Raw genomic sequence first — 17859 nt, 5'->3', positions numbered from 1 at the left:
CCTTATGGTATCTTCTTTAATAATGTATGCTTCAGGAGAAGTTCCAACAGCAGCAAAGCAAATAAAATCAGGGCAATATTTTTATATTCTTCCTGTTTTTTACTGTATTCCCGTACATTGATTTTGGTTTTCTCCATTTGATCAATCTCGGAATAAATCTCCTTCAGACTGGCATTGTCGGTGGCTCTGAAATATTGTCCGCCGGTCGTTGTTGCAATTTGTTTTAAGGTAGGCTCATCGATATCCACAGGGATCATCTGCGTCTGAACCGTTCCTCCCGGCAGACGGAATGGGTACGGCGCCGCTCCTTTTGTACCTACACCAATGGTATACACCCGGATGCCGAATGTTTTGGCTATCTCGGCAGCTGTTACCGGAGCTATCTCACCGCGATTATTGGAACCGTCGGTCAGCAAAATAATGACTTTCGATCTGGCCTGGCTGTCTTTGATACGGCTGACAGCATTGGCAAGGCCCAAACCAATGGCCGTTCCGTCCTCAATCATCCCGCTTTGAATATCTTTGAAGAGATTCAGCAAAATAGCATGATCAGTAGTGAGTGGACACTGCGTAAAGCTCTCGGCCGAGAAAACGACGAGGCCTATGTTATCGTTCGGTCGTCCATTGATAAAAGCAGCTGCCACATTCTTAGCTGCTTCTAGACGATTCGGTCGCAAATCTTGCGCCAGCATACTACTGGAAATATCAATGGCCATCATGATATCAATCCCTTCGGTCGATGAGTTCTGCCAGCTGTTGGTCGACTGCGGACGAGCCAAGATGATGATAACAAGGGCTATGGCAATCATGCGTAACACGAACGGTACATGTCTCAAATAGACTTTGGCTGTCACCGCCTTGGGCACATCGAAAGCCTGCGAAGACGACATCTTCACGCTGGCCTGACTCTTACGCATCTTCCAGAAATACCAGCCGATTAGAGGAATCAGCAGTAACAATAAATAGATGTATGATGGATTTGCGAATATCATTGCTCTTCTTCGTTAGGGGTTACTTCGATCGTTTTTGGGGATGACGCTATCCCATTGTCCGACGACCGATCTCCGGATATCTTTTCTCCTTCCGGTTTCGGCGCTTCGGTCTGTTTCGTCTGATTAACGAACAGATACGCATTCATCATACTTAAGTCGTTCTCGTCCGGCAACGGATGTAACTTGGCAAACTTTACAAAATCGGCCAAATGAAGAATTTGTTTCAAAGTCTCATAAACAGAATGAGCATCATTCTCCTGCTCAATGATATGCAGGATTTCTTCCGACGTTTTTTCCATGGCATTGACCTGATAACGCCTCGAAATATAACGACGCAGAGTATCCGTCACGAGAGTATGGTATTCTTTATTCAGTCCTTGTTGCCACAATTTCTGTCCTTTAATCTCATTCAATTCCTGAATAGCCTGTTCGTACGGCGGGAGTTTCGGTTCTTCTTTTTTTAACGGGATCAGCGTTTTCCTGTTTCTGTATCGCTGAACAAGATAACCGATGACACAAATCGCAAAAAGTCCGAACAGAATACCGAATATCCACGGATAATAATCGGCTAAGACAAACGGAGGCTTCCATACGTCTTTGATGTCGTAAAACTCTTCGGGATTATCCGTATCGACCGGTATCGTCGATACTTTTAACGCGATCTGATTCGATGAAATCGTGTCCCCCTGATCAATCACAATCAACGGCGGTAACAGATATAATGCCGAATCGAACGATGTAATCAGGATATTTTGCTTAATCACCAATCGATTATCCAAAACAGTCGAATCTGCCGGCGATGTGGATAAAACTTCCACTCCGGGCATTAAGACATCTGTCGGAATCGGACAAATGACTTGCCTGTCTTTATCGGTTGTAATTGTCAGGTTCAATGTTGTTTGCTCTCCTATCAGGATATCGGCCGTATCAAGTTTGACACTAATCAAGGTCTGTTGTGCCTGTATCCCGATGCTCGATGCTATGGTGAAAGCAAACAATAATAACCGGAATTTATTTTTTCTCAATTTCATGCTGGATTAGTTTCGTTTGTCAAAAAGAGCGATTAAAGCTTTGACATAATCATCTTCCGTTCGAATCGATACGGCATCGACCCGACATTTATTAAATGCCTTGTTCATATCACTTTGTCGCTCTTCCCACCATGTTTTATACAGTGCCCTCACCTGTTTTGACGAGCTGTCTATCCACCGTTCCTTGCCAGTTTCCGCATCCTTGATCTTCATGAGTCCGACATTCGGAAGTTCCGTCTCACGATGATCGTACACTTGAATGGCTACAACATCATGTTTGCGATTGGCAATCGTCAAGGCATCCTGATAGTTGCCCTTATCGATGAAATCGGAAATCAAGAATGCCGTACACCGCTTTTTGATGGCATTCGTGAGGTATTTGAGCGCTTGACCAAGATCCGTCTGTTTATGATCCGGCTGAAAATCGATCAATTCGCGGATAATATAAAGGATATGCCGCTTCCCTTTTTGAGGCGGTATAAATTTTTCGATCTGATCCGAAAAAAAGATGACTCCGATTTTATCGTTGTTTTGAATTGCCGAAAAAGCCAGTGTAGCAGCAATTTCCGTGATAACCTCTTTCTTCATCCGACTTACTGTTCCGAAGTCCTTGCTGCCGGATACATCGATCAATAGCATCACGGTCAATTCGCGTTCTTCCTCGAAAACCTTCACATACGGACGAATGTAACGCGCCGTGACGTTCCAGTCGATGTCACGAATATCATCACCGAACTGATATTCGCGTACTTCACTGAAAGCCATACCCCGACCTTTGAATGCCGAATGATACTGACCTGCGAAGATGTTACGCGACAGTCCGCGTGTCTTAATTTCTATCTGCCTGACTTTCTTTAAAAGTTCGCTTGTCTCCATTTATATCCATCAAGCCCGGTAAAATACCATCAGGGCACTTCGACTTTATTCAGAATTTCACTGATAATCTCTTCCGATGTGAGGTTGTTAGCCTCCGCCTCATAGCTGAGACCGATGCGGTGACGCATCACATCATGACATACGGCGCGTACGTCTTCGGGAATCACATAGCCGCGACGTTTGATAAAGGCATACGCGCGTGCGGCCAACGCCAGATTGATCGAAGCACGGGGTGAAGCCGCAAATGCAATCATTGATTTAAGATTAGCCAGATTATATTCGGCAGGGAAGCGGGTTGCGAAAACAATATCGACAATATAACGTTCAATCTTTTCGTCCAGATACACCTCGCGCACGATGTTACGCGCCTCAATAATCTGTCGGGTATCGAGTACCGGCTTAATATCCGGCTTTTTACCCGAGATATTCTGACGGATCACCATTTTTTCTTCCTCTTTCTTCGGATAGTTGATCACCACTTTCAGCATGAAACGATCGACTTGTGCTTCGGGAAGCGGATACGTACCTTCCTGTTCGATCGGATTTTGCGTAGCCATTACGAGAAACGGTTCCGGAAGCTTATAGGTCGATTCGCCGATAGTCACCTGACGCTCCTGCATGGCTTCGAGCAACGCACTCTGCACCTTGGCGGGAGCACGGTTGATTTCGTCTGCCAATACGAAGTTGGCGAATACAGGTCCTTGCTTGACGAGAAATTCTTCACTTTTCTGACTGTATATCATCGTCCCGATCACGTCGGCCGGCAACAAATCCGGTGTAAACTGAATACGACTGTATTTGGCGTCGATTAGTGAAGAAAGTGTTTTAATTGCCAGTGTTTTAGCAAGTCCCGGAACACCTTCCAGCAAGATGTGTCCATCGGAAAGGAGTCCGATCAACAACGATTCGATCAAATGCTTTTGACCGACGATGACCTGATTCATTCCCATAGTAATCATGTTTACGAACGAACTGTTATTTTCAATCCGTTCGTTCAATTCTCGAATATCTACTGTTTGATCCATAGATTAAATATATTATATAATTCTGATCTCTGTATGTTCATTTTTGAACGCACAAAAATAGAAAATTCAGGTTGGTATATTAAAGTTTTGCCGTTAAATAATACTAATCACACAATGGGCTTTCACGCTCTAATTTGTTTATTTTTAAAAAGATTATTTTGTCTTGTTCGCCATGATCTTCGACTGTAATTCTTTTGCCTGTGCAATGGAGGCGCTGCTTTGGGCATTAATCGCATATACTTCTTTGGCCGGAATCAGAATTTCCATTCCCGCAGGTACGCGATCGGGGTCGGAAATTTTGGCCTTGTTGAAATCATAGATATAGACCCAGAAGACTTTATTCCCGTAATATTTTTGCGCAAGCAACGTTAACCGCTCACCCGATGCTACTTTCACACGTGCCATAACGTTATGATCCGACGAGGTGGAAGTGCCTGTTGTTGGCTTCGTCTGTTGAGGAGTTGTTTTCTTGGATGATGTCGATGCTGTAGAAGCTGTTTGCTCTTTCCGCGTAGACGAAGTTGAAGCGACCGGCGATGTTGCGGTACTTTCGTTCGTTCCGGAAGCAGTCACTCCGGACGTATCGACGTTTTCGCTTTTTTCTGACTCTTGCACCGCGGCGGAGTCGCCGGGCAAAAGAAACGAATCATCCGTCGTCTGTGTATGCTGTGTTGTGCTGTTAAACTCCTCGTACGATAAACGATCATAGTAGAAATAATAGAATATTCCCACCCCTAACAGCAACAATAACAACGCCAGAATAACATACAGCGAGGTATTCGACGTTTCTTTTTTCTTTTTCTTCACAACGGGCTTGGCGACCGGATGAGATTTCGGTGTTTCGTTCACATGCTGCTCTTTACGTTCTTTTGCTTCATTCATGGCTTCTTGTTTTATGGGTATTGTACTTTGTAATGTTTCCCTGTTCGTGGCAGAGGCGGGATGGCTCCCGATTGCACGCTCTTCCGACCATTCCCGGTCGGATTCTTCGTCGATTTCTTTATCCATAGTTTTCTGTTCTTCTTTTGTTTCATCTTCAGAAGGAAGTACTGAAAGCGGGGCCGGATTTTCTTCGGGTTTCGGAGCTACATCTTCTGTTGTTTCCGTAACTTCTCCGACAAGCTCCTGAACCGGTTCTTCCGCGGTCATGAGCTCATCGTTTTCATCCTCTTCGTCATCTTTGGAGAGACGGGCTGAGTCCATTTCACTGTTCTCCGTTTCATTGGCTTCGATGGCTTCGAAAAAAGCAAACGGTCGATTAATCTTTTCTTTGAGTATTTTATCGGGGAGGAAAGACAGCTTGTGATGCGCCGGAATGACAATCCGTTCGCCGGTATTGACATGTACGCTCTCACGTTCTTTAACCAGAATCACTTTAAAACTGCCGATTCCTTTTATTCTTACAAACCCGTTGCGGGTAATTGCCTCGTTGATTACCGCAATCAACGTTTCAACAAACGTCTCAATGTCTGCCTTCTCTCTGCCGGTCTTTGCCGTCAGGATTTCGGAGATATCGTAGATCGATAATTTTTCATCCATGGCTGTCTAATGTTTTTAAATACGACTTTAATGTTGCAACCGGTTTAAAAACAGGTACGAGTTTAGGAGGGATAAGATAACGTTTGCTGTTGCTCGGATTGGCTAAAAAGCGTTCGTCTTTTTTCTTCGCTTCGAACTGTCCCAATCCATGCAAACTGACGATATCGTTACTTGCAAGTTTATCACCTAAGACCTCACAGAAAGCATCCAGCATTCGTTCTGTCTCTTCCTGCTCCCAACGAAGTCGGTTCGATAATTCACTGATCAATTCTATATTTTTCATACGCAACCGTTATTATTTTTTAGACATCTATATATTGACCGTTTCTGTATTATTTAATAAAAAAATTAACATTTCTAATCTTATCCAACAATCTTCCCATACAACTCAAACGCTTCCGACGATTCTATCCGCACAGCATAAAACTTTCCCAACTGCAGGTTTTGTTCTTTACTGACGAGCACTTCAGGGTCAACTTCCGGCGAATCATACTCCGTACGGCCGATGTAAAAGTCTTCTTCCCTGTCGAGTACGACCTTAAAGACCTTGCCCACTTTCTCATTCTGCACTTCCGTCGATATTTTCTGCTGCAACCGCATCAACGTATCCAAACGTTGTTGCTTTACTTCTTCCTCCACATCATCCCGATGATTTTTGTACGAATACGTTCCTACTTCGTGGCTGTATGCAAAGGCGCCCATGCGCTCGAAACGGGCGTCTTTGGCAAACTGCATTAATTCGGCAAAATCTTCATCCGTTTCGCCGGGATAACCGACCATGAAAGTCGTTCGCAGATGAATGCCGGGCACTTCTTCACGGATACGGTCGATTAATTCGTAAGTTTCCTGCTTGGTTATTCGGCGACGCATCCGTTTCAGTATCGGATCGCTGATGTGTTGCAAAGCAATATCGAGATATTTACAAACATTTTCACGTTCGCGCATAACCCGTAGCAAGTCATGCGGAAATTGTGACGGGTAGCCGTAATGAAGCCGTATCCATTCGATACCGGGAATATCCGACAAGCGCTCGACTAATTCGGGAAGAACGGCCTTACGGTACACATCAAGCCCGTAATATGTTAAGTCTTGCGCAATAAGCTGAATTTCTTTGACTCCTTTCCGAGTCAACAGCCGTGCTTCCTCGACGATTTCCTCCATCAGACGTGACTGGTACTTTCCGGTAATAATCGGAATAGAACAGTAAGAACACGTACGGTTACACCCTTCGGCAATTTTCAGATAAGCATAATGTTTGGGGGTGGTCACGACACGATCGGTAGATGATTCCGGATGATAAGCCTTTCCGATGTCGTTCAACAGCTCTTTCCAGTTGAACTTTCCGTAAAAACGGTCGACAAAAGGAAGTTCTGTTTTCAGCTCTTTCAGAAAACGTTCCGAAAGACAACCCATCACAAAAAGTTTGCCGATGCGGCCTCTGTTTTTTTCTTCGCCTAATGCCAAGATAAGGTTAATGGATTCTTCCTGTGCATCACCGATAAAAGCGCATGTGTTAACAACGACAAATTCACCATTCACCTTTTCCGCGTCATGCGTAACGGTATATCCGTTCAGCTGAAACTGACGCATCAACTGCTCGGAATCAACCAGATTCTTCGAACAGCCCAATGTGATGATGTCAACCTTGTTTTTTCTCATGTTCTCCGAACAGTGAATCTACAAATGCTTTCCGGTTAAATATTTGCAAATCTTCCATGCCTTCGCCCAAACCGATATATTTGACGGGAATCTGGAAATGATCGGAAATACTGATCACGACACCGCCCTTGGCCGTTCCATCCAGCTTCGTGACGGCCAACGCATTAACTTCGGTCGCAGCCGTAAACTGTTTGGCCTGCTCGAAAGCGTTTTGTCCCGTCGAACCGTCGAGTACCAGCAGCACCTCGTCCGGAGCATCGGGCACGACTTTCTTCATGACGTTCTTAATCTTCGTCAACTCGTTCATCAGGTTGATTTTATTATGCAAACGGCCGGCCGTATCGATGATCACCACGTCGGCATCGTTCGCCTGTGCCGAATTAAGCGTATCGAAAGCAACCGAAGCCGGATCGGATCCCATCTTCTGCTTGACGATCGGCACACCCACGCGCTCACTCCAGATCACCAACTGTTCCACAGCGGCCGCCCGAAACGTGTCGGCCGCACCCAGATAGACCTTCTTTCCCCGCTTTTTAAACTGATATGCCAACTTGCCGATCGTCGTAGTCTTTCCGACTCCATTGACACCAACCACCATGATGACATAAGGTTTCTTGCCTTCGGGAACGAAGAAATCTTCCATATCTTCCGTTTTATTCTCCGTGAGCAAAGTAGCGATTTCCTCGCGTAAAATCGTCGTTAATTCGCTTGTAGATATATATTTGTCTTTTGCAGCACGTTTCTCGATACGTTCGATGATTTTCAGGGTGGTGCTGACTCCTACGTCCGACGTAATCAATACTTCTTCCAACTCATCCAACACCGAGTCATCTACTTTACTCTTCCCGACGATAGCCTTGGTGATTTTCGAAAAGACACTTTCCTTCGTTTTGGATAATCCTTTATCTAATGTCTCTTTCTTCTCCTTGCTGAAAAACTCAAAAAAGCCCATTGCTTACTAATAATATATGTTCTGGCTACAAAGGTACATGATTTTTTAATTAAAACCTATCATTTAGGCCTAAGTGATTATTACTTCTTCTCAAGTGTTTGTTAAATGACAAAAACATTCCTTGCAAAGCGACCAAAATTCCTCTCTGAACTCATTTCCTTACATATCTATAATTCGCTCCCCCCTCAATACTTCTTATGCCCGGTAATTCTTTCAATTTCCACCTTATACTTCATCTTTGGGAGGTGGGCAAAATATCTTGAGAAAATCTGAATTTATGCATTCACAAAGACTGCCGACTCCGCAAAAACTTGTTATCTTTGCGCACACAACGATCAAAACAAGAAATATCATGAAAGGAAAAAAAATCATTGCATCCGTCTTTCTAATGGCTTTATGTGCCGGATGTGGAAACAGCCATCAAGAAAAAGAAACCGGGATCATCACAGTCGATGTGCATGCCGATTATCCGGAGAAAAAACTGATGCTTCAGGATATTCTGGAAGTGGAATATATTCCGCTCGAAACGAGCGATGAATTCATCACCCAAGGCTATGTGCTGGACATCGGTGACCGGTACATTTTAGCCAAAAACCGAACACCCGACGGCGATATTTTTCTCTTTGACCGACAAACGGGAAAAGGCATCAGAAAAATAAACAGAAAAGGACAAGGAGCCGAAGAATATACATCCATCTACCGAATCGTACTGGACGAAGCCAATGACGAAATGTTTGTCAATTGCATGCCCATGAGGAAAATATTCGTGTATGACTTGGAAGGTCGTTTCAAACGGAGTTTCAACCACGCGGACAGCGCTTCGTATTCGGTTCTCTTCAATTATGACAGGGAACATCTGATTAGCTATGACATGTCCATATACTATAAGGAAGGAATGCCTTCGGAAGGCCGGTCCTCTCACGCCATTATTTCGAAGCAGGACGGGAGCGTGACACGGAAGATTCCGATTCCTTTCGAAATTGTCAAAGCGCCTCTTATACAGAAAGAAGGCATTGCTATAAATACCATCCAATCGATAGTGCCTTGGCACGACAAGTTTCTGCTTATCGAAACATCGACCGATACGGTTTATTTGTCGGAAGGAAACACCATCCGTCCGTTTTTAGTAAAAACCGCCTCCGAAGATCCTCAGATACTCCTTACGATGGGCACGATGACCGACCGTTATTATTTTCTGCAAACGATTAAGAAAGAATTTGATTTCACGACCGGAAATGGATTTCCAAGAACCGATTTGATGTATGATACGGAAGAAAAAGCCCTATACCGCGCGACCGTATTCAATGCCGATTACGACAAGCATGAAGTGAATATGAATTCAAACCCTGTAAACGGCACAATCGCGGCATTCAATATACTGACAGCCGATCAGCTTGTTGAAGCGTATGAAAAAGATGAGCTGAAAGGCCCACTCAAGGACATTGCCGCACAATTGGACGAAGATGCGAATCCCGTGCTCGTTGTCATGAAGTATAAAGCAAAGAAATAGTCCGTTCGGTAACAGGTTCTAACGGGTTCGGAAGGATCTTTCGATACGTTCCAAACGGTATTCGGGTGCGTCCAAAAAGATATTCAGGTACGTTCAGAACGGTATTTCGGTACGTTCCGAGGGGTATTTAATACTGTTTGGAAATAGATTATGACCTGTTCGGAACCTGATTCCGGGTGGTTCGGAGGGATATTTAGGTACGTCCGGAACGTATCGACGGGTGGTTCGGAACGTACCTGAAATACGTTCCGAACGTATCACAGGGTAGCTCAGAACGTATCTGAATTAGGTTCGGAACGTACCCAAATCAGGTTCCGAACTACCCGAAATATAATTCGGAAATACCCTAAATGACGTTCCAAACGTACCCAAAATACGTTCGGAACGTATCCTTAATAGGTGGTTTATGATATTTGCTACAATACCCAAACCTAATTCGTCCATAATAACGAAAACTCGCGACGCTTCCATTTTTCTACGCACGAATTATATTCGGCACTTTTAAATGCTACCTTGTTTCCGGCACAGTCAAAAAAACGAAGCTGCTGTTCCATACTCGAATTCGTCGAATCTTCGATAGCTATGATTTCCTTTTCCGGGCCTCTATAGACGAGAATACGAGTCGGCCTGTATATTGAAGATCGGAGTATAATGGAAGCGATTTCCTTTTCTAACCACTGCGGTTTTTTAGCGTCACATACTGAAACATTTAACTTATCGAGGGAAGATTCATTGTCTTTTTTGCATCCGGAAATAAACGGAAGCAAGCAAACCCACATTGTAACAAACGACTTAAAAGCAAAAGTTTTCATCGGATATAAAATTTATGATGTATATCGTATGCCTCGGCAATATTCAGTCAATAAACGGACTTATTTCTTGCAATTCTTTGAGATTTGACTGATTAAAAAATCATTGAACGCTTTGTCGTTATAGATCCCGTACCGGAATTCGTGTGTGCCGCAATAGTCGGAAAGAGCTTTTAATATGGTATCTTCTTTTTCTATGGATAATAATCGAATAATCAGTTGCAGTCCCGTCTGCCTCGTCGTAAATGGAGCGCTATCCTTGTCCTCAAATTTGATTTTCTGCTTATCCAGCGACAAACATAGAAGCTCTTTCCGCTGACTGGAGTGTAATCCCGATAAAAAGGCCGTTTGCCCCATCAGGTATTCAACACAAGCCATTCGATCCGCTTCTTTATCAACCGTCGAAGAGTAACCTTTTTGATATGCTTTGCCATGTGCTGCATAATACTCCTTATACTGAGCAAATCCGGATAAACTCTTCTTCAATGATTTGTACTCGTCGGATGATGTAATCCCATCTTCTGTTTCCTTGGAGAGCTTAAACAGCTCCTGATACTTGTCGCTGATTTTAGGACCATCTTCTTGCTGACATGCCATTATGCCTATAAATACACTCAAAATCAAAACTATTCGTTTCATTTTTCTTTGTTTTTAAAGTTATTTATTTCGTATCGTAATATAAGAATCTTCGATTTCATCGGTAAAGTTAGTGATTTAAACATGATATTACGATAAAAAGTTTTTAATAGATGATGCAAAAAAGATTGAAAACGCTGCATGGCGATATGTTAAAAATTCAGGATCAGGAACTGTTTTTTTATTTTTCCTGTCGAATGACGTATCTTTACCGTTGTTTTACAACAACAGGAAAATATCTATGAGCAAATCAAAATGGTTCAAACGGGTGGTATGGATCGTATGTTCCGGTATCCTTCTGCTGATTTTATCGGGGATTGGCTGCGGAGCATATTTCTTTTTTTCGCCCAACTTCATGCCGGAAAAAACGGCTTACGTCTACATATACCCCGACAAGGATTATAAAGACTTGTGCCGGCAACTGGAAGATTCGGCCGAATGCAGCGATATCCGCACATTCAGACAAGCCGCACGCTTACTGAAATATCCGGGAAAGATGAATACCGGGCGATACGCCGTCACTCGGGGAATGAGTAACTACGACCTCTTGAAAAACCTGCGGCGAGGGTATCAGACTCCCGTGCGAGTTACGTTTAACAATATCCGGATGAAGCAAGACCTTACCGACCGTCTGTCTCAACAGTTGATGATCGAAAGCCATGAGTTGATGAAGCTAATGAACGATTCCGATTACTGCCGGTCGATGGGGTTCACGCCTCCAACCATCAAAGCGATGTTTATCCCGAATACGTATGAGGTATACTGGAATATCTCGGCCGAGAAACTGATGCAACGGATGAAACGCGAATACGCTGCATTCTGGACGGATGCCCGTCGCAACAAAGCTGCGCGGATCGGTCTCTCGCCGCTCGAAGTCGCGGTGCTCGCTTCGATTGTGGAAGAAGAATCGGCTGTAACCGATGAATATCCGACAATTGCAGGACTGTATCTTAACCGCTTATATAAAGGAATATATCTTCAGGCCGATCCGACCGTCAAGTATGCTCTGGGGGATTTTACGATCCAACGGGTCTTAAACAGACACAAAGAGATCGACTCCCCCTACAATACCTACATGTACGGCGGATTACCTCCTGCGCCGTTGCGGATACCGTCTATTCAGGGGCTGGATGCCGTCCTGAATTACAAGAAACATCATTATTTATATATGTGCGCCAAGGAAGATTTTTCAGGCAGACATAATTTCGCATCGACCCTCACGGAGCATAATCAGAATGCCCGACGTTATCAGGAAGAATTAAATCGGCGGGGCATTTACTGAAATTTGGTCAAGTCGCATAAAGTCGTACCTTTGTCGCAATTTGCAAGCATTGTTATAAAAAATAGAATAGCATGGAAAAGAAATTATTTTTGGGCGACGAGGCCATTGCTCAGGCTGCTATCGACGCCGGACTATCCGGAGTATATTCATATCCGGGCACACCCTCGACGGAGATTACCGAATACATTCAGCAATCGGCCGTCGCACGTGAAAGAAACATACACAGTCGCTGGTGTACGAACGAAAAGACAGCTATGGAAGCAGCTTTGGGAATGAGTTACGCCGGAAAGCGTTCGCTTTGTTGTATGAAACATGTCGGTCTGAATGTGGCAGCCGATTGTTTCATGAATGCCGCCATGAGCGGTGTCAACGGAGGTATGATAATCGTTTCGGCCGATGACCCGTCGATGCACTCCTCACAGAATGAGCAAGACAATCGTGTATACGGACGGTTCGCGATGATTCCGATGCTGGAACCGTCTAATCAGCAGGAAGCGTATGATATGGTTTACGATGGATTCGAGTTATCCGAGCGATTAGGATACCCTGTTCTGCTGCGTATCACAACACGTATGGCACATTCTCGCTCAGGGGTTACGGTTCGTCCCGCCCGTCCGGAGAACAAAATGCATTGCCTGCCCGACGGCAGGCTGCGGTTTACCCTGCTGCCGGCTCTGGCGCGTCAACGTTATAAACAGCTGCTGGCCGCACAAGATTTGATGACGACTGCTTCGGAAGAGTCGAAATATAACCGTTATTTCGACGGGCCCGATAAAAAACGGGGCATCATCACGACGGGCATTGCTTTTAACTATCTTTCGGAAAATTATCCCGATGGATTTGAGCATCCGGTACTGAAAATCTGTCAATATCCGCTGCCAAAGAAACAGATTGAGAAAATAGCCTCCGAATGTGATGAATTGCTCTTGCTCGAAGAAGGCTATCCTGTGGTCGAAGAGTGGCTGAAAGGTTTTACGGGCAAAGGACTGAACGTTCGGGGCCGGCTCGATGGCACCCTTCCGCGCGACGGGGAACTGACACCGGACTCAGTCGGAAAAGCTCTGGGAAAGAAGGTGAAATGCTATTATACGATTCCGGATATTGTGGAACAGCGTCCTCCGGCACTATGTCAGGGATGCGGACATCGGGATATGTACAACGCCCTGAATGAAGTGCTGAAAGAATATCAGGAGCCGAAAGTTTTCGGCGATATTGGTTGTTACACGCTGGGGGCATTGCCTCCCTTCCGTGCGATCGATAGCTGTATCGATATGGGGGCCTCTATCACGATGGCCAAAGGTGCATCGGATGCGGGAGTATTTCCGGCAGTTGCCGTAATCGGCGACTCCACGTTCACCCATTCGGGAATGACCGGACTACTGGATTGCGTCAATGCCAACAGTAACGTAACGATTGTGATCTCCGACAATGAAACTACGGCCATGACCGGCGGACAAGATTCGGCCGGCACGGGACGCATTCAGGCTATTTGTGCGGGCATCGGCGTCGCACCGGAACATATTCGCGTCATGGTACCGCTGAAAAAGAACTATGAAGAGATGAAAAACATCATCCGCGAAGAAATCGAATATCGTGGCGTTTCGGTATTAATACCGTGCCGGGAATGTATTCAGACATTGGCAAGAAAGAAAAAAGCAAAATAACATGAAAACAGACATTATATTATCGGGAGTAGGCGGACAAGGCATATTATCTATTGCCGCCATTATCAGCGAAGCCGCTTTGAAAGATGGGTTATACATGAAGCAATCGGAAGTACACGGTATGAGCCAGCGTGGAGGAGACGTGCAGTCTAATCTGCGCCTCTCCGACAAACCCATAGCCTCCGACTTGATTCCTACCGGACAAGCCGATTTGATCATCTCGCTCGAACCGATGGAAGCGCTGCGCTATTTACCGTATCTGAATAAAGACGGCTGGTTAGTCACCAACACCAAGCCTTATACGAATATCCCGAACTATCCGGAGATGGAAAAGGTCATGGCAGAACTAAATAAGTTGCCGCATAAAGTACTGCTTGATGTTGAAACCGTCGCCAAGGAAATCAGCTCTCCACGCACGGCGAATATGGTTATGCTGGGAGCTGCCACACCGTTCCTCCGTATCGACTATGAAAAAATTGCCGACGGGATCCGTTCGATTTTCGGACGTAAAGGAGATGAGATCGTATCCGTAAACCTGAAAGCATTGCAAGCCGGATACGAAATTGCTACCAAAGTATAATATAGTATAGATATTGGAAATTTACAAATGTAAACGCCCTGTTAAAAAGCAATAGAGATTCGCATAAACAATAGAAAATCAGTTATGATACAAATCTATTATTTTTAGGTACAAGTCTATTTACAATTATTTTTTGAAAAAGGAGCCGTCTCATATCTCAGCATAAAGAGACGGCTTTTTATTTCTTTTCCGGCCCAAAAGACTCATACGTATTATCCGAATAGAAGACCATGATCCGTTGTATTTCCTTTGTAGGAGTTTGAGGAGGAATATAAATATCTTTTAATGAAGACTTAACCTCTACCGGTTCAGGCAACTTTGTTTCGGTGGGATTTATCGGAACCTTCTTTACATCTGTTTTCACATCCGATACATGAGTAAACAAGTTCGGAGCTTCCTGTTTCTCGTTTACAGAAGCAGGCCCTGATCCGGGACGGTTCATCGGTCCCGTACCGAATAACAACCAATCCGGGCTGATATGGGGAAACTGTTCCAAAATCTTTTTTAATACATCTAAGCTCGGGTTGTTTCGTCCTGATGTAATATGCGACATTGCTGCTCGCTGAATTCCGATTATCTCGGCAAATTGCGATGGCAAAAGCTGCTTTTGATTCATAATCAGCATGATTCGATCTTTTTCATTCATAAACTACTACATGATTAATCGTTATTGGTATATTATTTTATTCTGTTTTGTATATTATTAGTATCTAAAGAATATACAAAGATAAACAATAAATTCTGTTAGACAAATAACATTTGTAATTTCTAATAATTTACAACTGTATATCATTGATATATTGATGTGTATTTACAATTGTAAAAAGGATATGTAAACTTCTTTTATCTATTAAATCAAAACTTCAAATTAAAGTATAAAAATATTGATAATAAGATTAATATAATACCTTATATAAAGTAAATTCCTACAATATAACTCTTCCCATACAATTAGCAAGTTTAAATCTAAAGTATCACTTCTTTTTAATCATATTAAAATACTGGATATATTAATATTAACGGATTATAAACTCATGTGTTTATCTGCGGGTATACGATTGTTTATAGGAAATAATTATATACCGAAAAGAATTTACATCTGATCAAAAACATATATAAATCATTCAAAATATACATTTATAATCATTTTTACAGGTTTATGGTTGTATACACTCCGATAATTGGCTGTATAAAAAATACAATTGTATATTGTTGTGATTTTTTCCTCAAGAATAACCTTGTACCTTTTTAGATGCAAGGCGTTCCTGATAATGAGTTTTACTATCTCTCGACAGTCGAAGAACAGACAAATTGGGAAACCGGCATACTGAAACTATACGATGCCGGCAGGGCATTTTACTTTGTATTTGCTCCCTATACAAATTAGGGAAAGAAGATAAAAGGTCGTGATAGGAAAAAAGAAGAAAAATGTTCTGATATTTCCGTAAGGTGTCAATGCATAATCTTATACAATAACTCCTTCATGATTTCGCCCTGTGTCATAGACGAGGTCACGTCAATTCCTTTCGATCGGGCGTCTGCCATCCGAATTTCATGAATCGCCTGAAAAACTTTCATTGCGCTATAATTCCTCATACCGCTCTGATAATCCTTTACCTGAATGGGGAAACGCAGATTCAGGGCATTCATCAGTCCTCTTTCCGAGCGATCTTTGGAATAATAACCGATCAGCAGGTTGGAGAAATAGTTAAACAGCACAGGAAGCGTTGCCTGAATAGGATGACTGTTCGGATTTTGTTCAAAATAGCGTGCTATACGATTCGCTTTCAACACATCTTTATCGGCGATCGCTCGCTGCAATTCAAAATTATTGTATTCCTTACTGATGCCTACGTTTTTTTCGATCAGCTCTGGAGTGATTTTTTTTTCGGGAGAATCTGTCACAAGAATCCGCAGTTTATCCAAGGTTTGGTGAAGCAAAGACAGATCGTTTCCCAGATATTCGGATAACATGGCCGCCGCCTTGCGATCTGCCTCGAAAGCACGTTCACGAAGCACCGATGAGATATAATCTTCGATTTTATAGTCCGGAATCTTTTTCGAGTCGAACAGAACGCCTGTTTTCGCAACTGCAGCACTCAGGCTTTTACGCCCATCCAGCTTTTTATATTTATATTCGATCACGAGAATAGTCGAAGCAAGCGGATTTTTGGCATAGTTGGTCAGCAAATCGATATTGGCAACCAATTGCGCCTCCCGGACGATGACTAATTGATACTCGGACATCATCGGGAAGCGTCGGGCGGCATTGATGATATCGACCGCTTTCGTATCAGCTCCATACAGAATAATCTGGTTAAAATCGCGCTCCGATTCATTGAGTACACATTGCAGAAGTAATTCCGAAATCCGATCGATAAAATAAGGTTCTTCCCCCATCAACACATAGATGGGGCTGAATTTTTTAGCCTTGATGTCTCGGCAGATTTCTTCGTACGTCGCTTCTTTTCCGGCCATGTTGTAGGTGTTTACCAGCTGAATTTGATGTGCTGCACGGTTTTCTTCCCTCCGATCATCATCTCCAGCGCACTGATACCCAGCTCAACATGTTCGGGAGCAAACTTTTGTGTTACACTTTTGTCGCTCTCCTGCGTCTTTACTCCATGTTCTTCAAGCGGCTTGTCGGAGATCATCAACAGAGCACCGGTAGGTATCTGGTTGGCAAAACCGGCAGTCAGTAACGTAGCTGTTTCCATATCAATGCCTGTTGCATGCGTCTTCTTCAGATACTCCTTAAATGCCGTATCATATTCCCACACGCGGCGATTGGTCGTGTAGATCGTGCCGGTCCAATAGTCATGCCCTTTGTCGCGTATGGACGACGAGATCGCGCGGAGCATCGAAAATGCCGGTAGCGAAGGTACTTCGGGCGGAAGATAATCGTTCGAGGTTCCTTCCCCGCGTATGGCCGCTATTGGCAGTACATAGTCACCGAGCGAGTTGGCTCTTTTCAGTCCGCCACATTTACCCAGAAAAAGTACAGCTTTTGGCATCACGGCCGACAATAAATCCATAATTGTTGCGGCATTCGAACTTCCCATACCGAAGTTGATAATCGTAATTCCTCCTCCGGTGGCGTTTGGCATGGAATTTCGAAGTCCCAGGATCGGTACTTTGAAATGATCCGCAAACAGTTCGACGTATTTGGTGAAATTCGTCAACAATATATACTCCGAAAATTCTTCCAGTTTGCGGTCTGTGTATCGCGGAAGCCAGTTTTCAACAATCTCCTGTTTCGTTTTCATAAATCCTTTTCTATCTTTGTTGGTAAATTTGCAAGCAA

Annotated in this window: 16 protein-coding genes; 4 read left to right on the top strand and 12 right to left on the bottom strand. The window is 43.8% G+C overall.

Annotated features, from left to right (window positions below; genetic code table 11):
• Positions 1 to 2: 2 nt before the first annotated feature.
• From ACTTKA_RS03665 to ftsY, 8 genes are all read right to left on the bottom strand, one after another.
• Positions 3 to 992 carry a vWA domain-containing protein gene (locus ACTTKA_RS03665; protein ID WP_442724010.1) on the bottom strand — a complete coding sequence of 330 codons (990 nt, stop codon included), beginning with the start codon at positions 990 to 992 and terminating at the stop codon, positions 3 to 5.
• Positions 989 to 2023, bottom strand: coding sequence for a hypothetical protein (locus tag ACTTKA_RS03660; protein WP_442724009.1), 1035 nt, complete (start codon positions 2021 to 2023; stop codon positions 989 to 991). Before ACTTKA_RS03660 ends, ACTTKA_RS03665 begins: the two co-directional genes overlap by 4 nt.
• 6 nt (positions 2024 to 2029) lie before the next feature.
• Entirely contained in the window at positions 2030 to 2899 is an 870-nt protein-coding gene (locus ACTTKA_RS03655; RefSeq protein WP_074450210.1) for a DUF58 domain-containing protein, read from the bottom strand.
• Between the two features lie 29 nt (positions 2900 to 2928).
• On the bottom strand, positions 2929 to 3924 hold the full coding sequence (locus tag ACTTKA_RS03650) for an AAA family ATPase (protein ID WP_278478854.1): 996 nt from the start codon (positions 3922 to 3924) through the stop codon (positions 2929 to 2931).
• Between the two features lie 153 nt (positions 3925 to 4077).
• A complete protein-coding gene (locus ACTTKA_RS03645; RefSeq protein WP_442724008.1) occupies positions 4078 to 5463 on the bottom strand; it encodes an HU family DNA-binding protein in 1386 nt (461 codons plus the stop codon).
• The gene (locus ACTTKA_RS03640) at positions 5456 to 5746 is read right to left on the bottom strand and encodes an HU family DNA-binding protein (protein WP_442713555.1); all 291 of its coding nucleotides are present in this window, start codon (positions 5744 to 5746) and stop codon (positions 5456 to 5458) included. The genes ACTTKA_RS03645 and ACTTKA_RS03640 overlap by 8 nt, the downstream gene beginning before the upstream one ends.
• Before the next feature lie 80 nt (positions 5747 to 5826).
• Positions 5827 to 7122, bottom strand: a complete 1296-nt coding sequence (gene rimO, locus ACTTKA_RS03635; RefSeq protein WP_442724007.1) for a 30S ribosomal protein S12 methylthiotransferase RimO — start codon at positions 7120 to 7122, stop codon at positions 5827 to 5829.
• Entirely contained in the window at positions 7103 to 8074 is a 972-nt protein-coding gene (gene ftsY, locus ACTTKA_RS03630; RefSeq protein ID WP_046825405.1) for a signal recognition particle-docking protein FtsY, read from the bottom strand. Before ftsY ends, rimO begins: the two co-directional genes overlap by 20 nt.
• A gap of 352 nt (positions 8075 to 8426) precedes the next feature.
• Here ftsY and ACTTKA_RS03625 point away from each other — a divergent pair, with 352 nt between their 5' ends.
• Positions 8427 to 9584: a 6-bladed beta-propeller gene (locus tag ACTTKA_RS03625; protein ID WP_442724006.1), complete on the top strand. Its 1158-nt coding sequence runs from the start codon at positions 8427 to 8429 to the stop codon at positions 9582 to 9584.
• Between the two features lie 872 nt (positions 9585 to 10456).
• Here ACTTKA_RS03625 and ACTTKA_RS03620 read toward each other — a convergent pair.
• The gene (locus ACTTKA_RS03620; RefSeq protein ID WP_155642599.1) at positions 10457 to 11032 is read right to left on the bottom strand and encodes a hypothetical protein; all 576 of its coding nucleotides are present in this window, start codon (positions 11030 to 11032) and stop codon (positions 10457 to 10459) included.
• A gap of 238 nt (positions 11033 to 11270) precedes the next feature.
• Here ACTTKA_RS03620 and mltG point away from each other — a divergent pair, with 238 nt between their 5' ends.
• From mltG to ACTTKA_RS03605, 3 genes are all read left to right on the top strand, one after another.
• Positions 11271 to 12311 carry an endolytic transglycosylase MltG gene (gene mltG / locus ACTTKA_RS03615; RefSeq protein ID WP_442724005.1) on the top strand — a complete coding sequence of 347 codons (1041 nt, stop codon included), beginning with the start codon at positions 11271 to 11273 and terminating at the stop codon, positions 12309 to 12311.
• 71 nt (positions 12312 to 12382) lie between these two features.
• Positions 12383 to 13975: a thiamine pyrophosphate-dependent enzyme gene (locus ACTTKA_RS03610; RefSeq protein ID WP_315264176.1), complete on the top strand. Its 1593-nt coding sequence runs from the start codon at positions 12383 to 12385 to the stop codon at positions 13973 to 13975.
• Between the two features lies 1 nt (position 13976).
• On the top strand, positions 13977 to 14555 hold the full coding sequence (locus tag ACTTKA_RS03605; RefSeq protein ID WP_442713560.1) for an indolepyruvate oxidoreductase subunit beta: 579 nt from the start codon (positions 13977 to 13979) through the stop codon (positions 14553 to 14555).
• Between the two features lie 178 nt (positions 14556 to 14733).
• Here ACTTKA_RS03605 and ACTTKA_RS03600 read toward each other — a convergent pair whose 3' ends face one another.
• From ACTTKA_RS03600 to ACTTKA_RS03590, 3 genes are all read right to left on the bottom strand, one after another.
• Positions 14734 to 15201, bottom strand: coding sequence for a helix-turn-helix domain-containing protein (locus ACTTKA_RS03600; RefSeq protein WP_442724004.1), 468 nt, complete (start codon positions 15199 to 15201; stop codon positions 14734 to 14736).
• 806 nt (positions 15202 to 16007) lie between these two features.
• Positions 16008 to 17033 carry a DNA polymerase III subunit delta gene (gene holA, locus ACTTKA_RS03595; protein ID WP_442724003.1) on the bottom strand — a complete coding sequence of 342 codons (1026 nt, stop codon included), beginning with the start codon at positions 17031 to 17033 and terminating at the stop codon, positions 16008 to 16010.
• An 11-nt stretch (positions 17034 to 17044) separates the two neighbouring features.
• On the bottom strand, positions 17045 to 17821 hold the full coding sequence (locus tag ACTTKA_RS03590; RefSeq protein WP_442713563.1) for an AMP nucleosidase: 777 nt from the start codon (positions 17819 to 17821) through the stop codon (positions 17045 to 17047).
• Between the last annotated feature and the right edge of the window lie 38 nt (positions 17822 to 17859).

Source organism: Tannerella sp. (genome assembly GCF_052170195.1).
Lineage (GTDB): Bacteria > Bacteroidota > Bacteroidia > Bacteroidales > Tannerellaceae > Tannerella.
This window is presented reverse-complemented; position numbering and strand designations above follow the sequence as displayed.

Coding starts and splice junctions, on each gene's coding strand:
- ACTTKA_RS03665 (WP_442724010.1), bottom strand. CDS start 992: ATGATATTCGCAAATCCATCATACATCTATTTATTGTTACTGCTGATT.
- ACTTKA_RS03660 (WP_442724009.1), bottom strand. CDS start 2,023: ATGAAATTGAGAAAAAATAAATTCCGGTTATTATTGTTTGCTTTCACC.
- ACTTKA_RS03655 (WP_074450210.1), bottom strand. CDS start 2,899: ATGGAGACAAGCGAACTTTTAAAGAAAGTCAGGCAGATAGAAATTAAG.
- ACTTKA_RS03650 (WP_278478854.1), bottom strand. CDS start 3,924: ATGGATCAAACAGTAGATATTCGAGAATTGAACGAACGGATTGAAAAT.
- ACTTKA_RS03645 (WP_442724008.1), bottom strand. CDS start 5,463: ATGGATGAAAAATTATCGATCTACGATATCTCCGAAATCCTGACGGCA.
- ACTTKA_RS03640 (WP_442713555.1), bottom strand. CDS start 5,746: ATGAAAAATATAGAATTGATCAGTGAATTATCGAACCGACTTCGTTGG.
- rimO (WP_442724007.1), bottom strand. CDS start 7,122: ATGAGAAAAAACAAGGTTGACATCATCACATTGGGCTGTTCGAAGAAT.
- ftsY (WP_046825405.1), bottom strand. CDS start 8,074: ATGGGCTTTTTTGAGTTTTTCAGCAAGGAGAAGAAAGAGACATTAGAT.
- ACTTKA_RS03625 (WP_442724006.1), top strand. CDS start 8,427: ATGAAAGGAAAAAAAATCATTGCATCCGTCTTTCTAATGGCTTTATGT.
- ACTTKA_RS03620 (WP_155642599.1), bottom strand. CDS start 11,032: ATGAAACGAATAGTTTTGATTTTGAGTGTATTTATAGGCATAATGGCA.
- mltG (WP_442724005.1), top strand. CDS start 11,271: ATGAGCAAATCAAAATGGTTCAAACGGGTGGTATGGATCGTATGTTCC.
- ACTTKA_RS03610 (WP_315264176.1), top strand. CDS start 12,383: ATGGAAAAGAAATTATTTTTGGGCGACGAGGCCATTGCTCAGGCTGCT.
- ACTTKA_RS03605 (WP_442713560.1), top strand. CDS start 13,977: ATGAAAACAGACATTATATTATCGGGAGTAGGCGGACAAGGCATATTA.
- ACTTKA_RS03600 (WP_442724004.1), bottom strand. CDS start 15,201: ATGAATGAAAAAGATCGAATCATGCTGATTATGAATCAAAAGCAGCTT.
- holA (WP_442724003.1), bottom strand. CDS start 17,033: ATGGCCGGAAAAGAAGCGACGTACGAAGAAATCTGCCGAGACATCAAG.
- ACTTKA_RS03590 (WP_442713563.1), bottom strand. CDS start 17,821: ATGAAAACGAAACAGGAGATTGTTGAAAACTGGCTTCCGCGATACACA.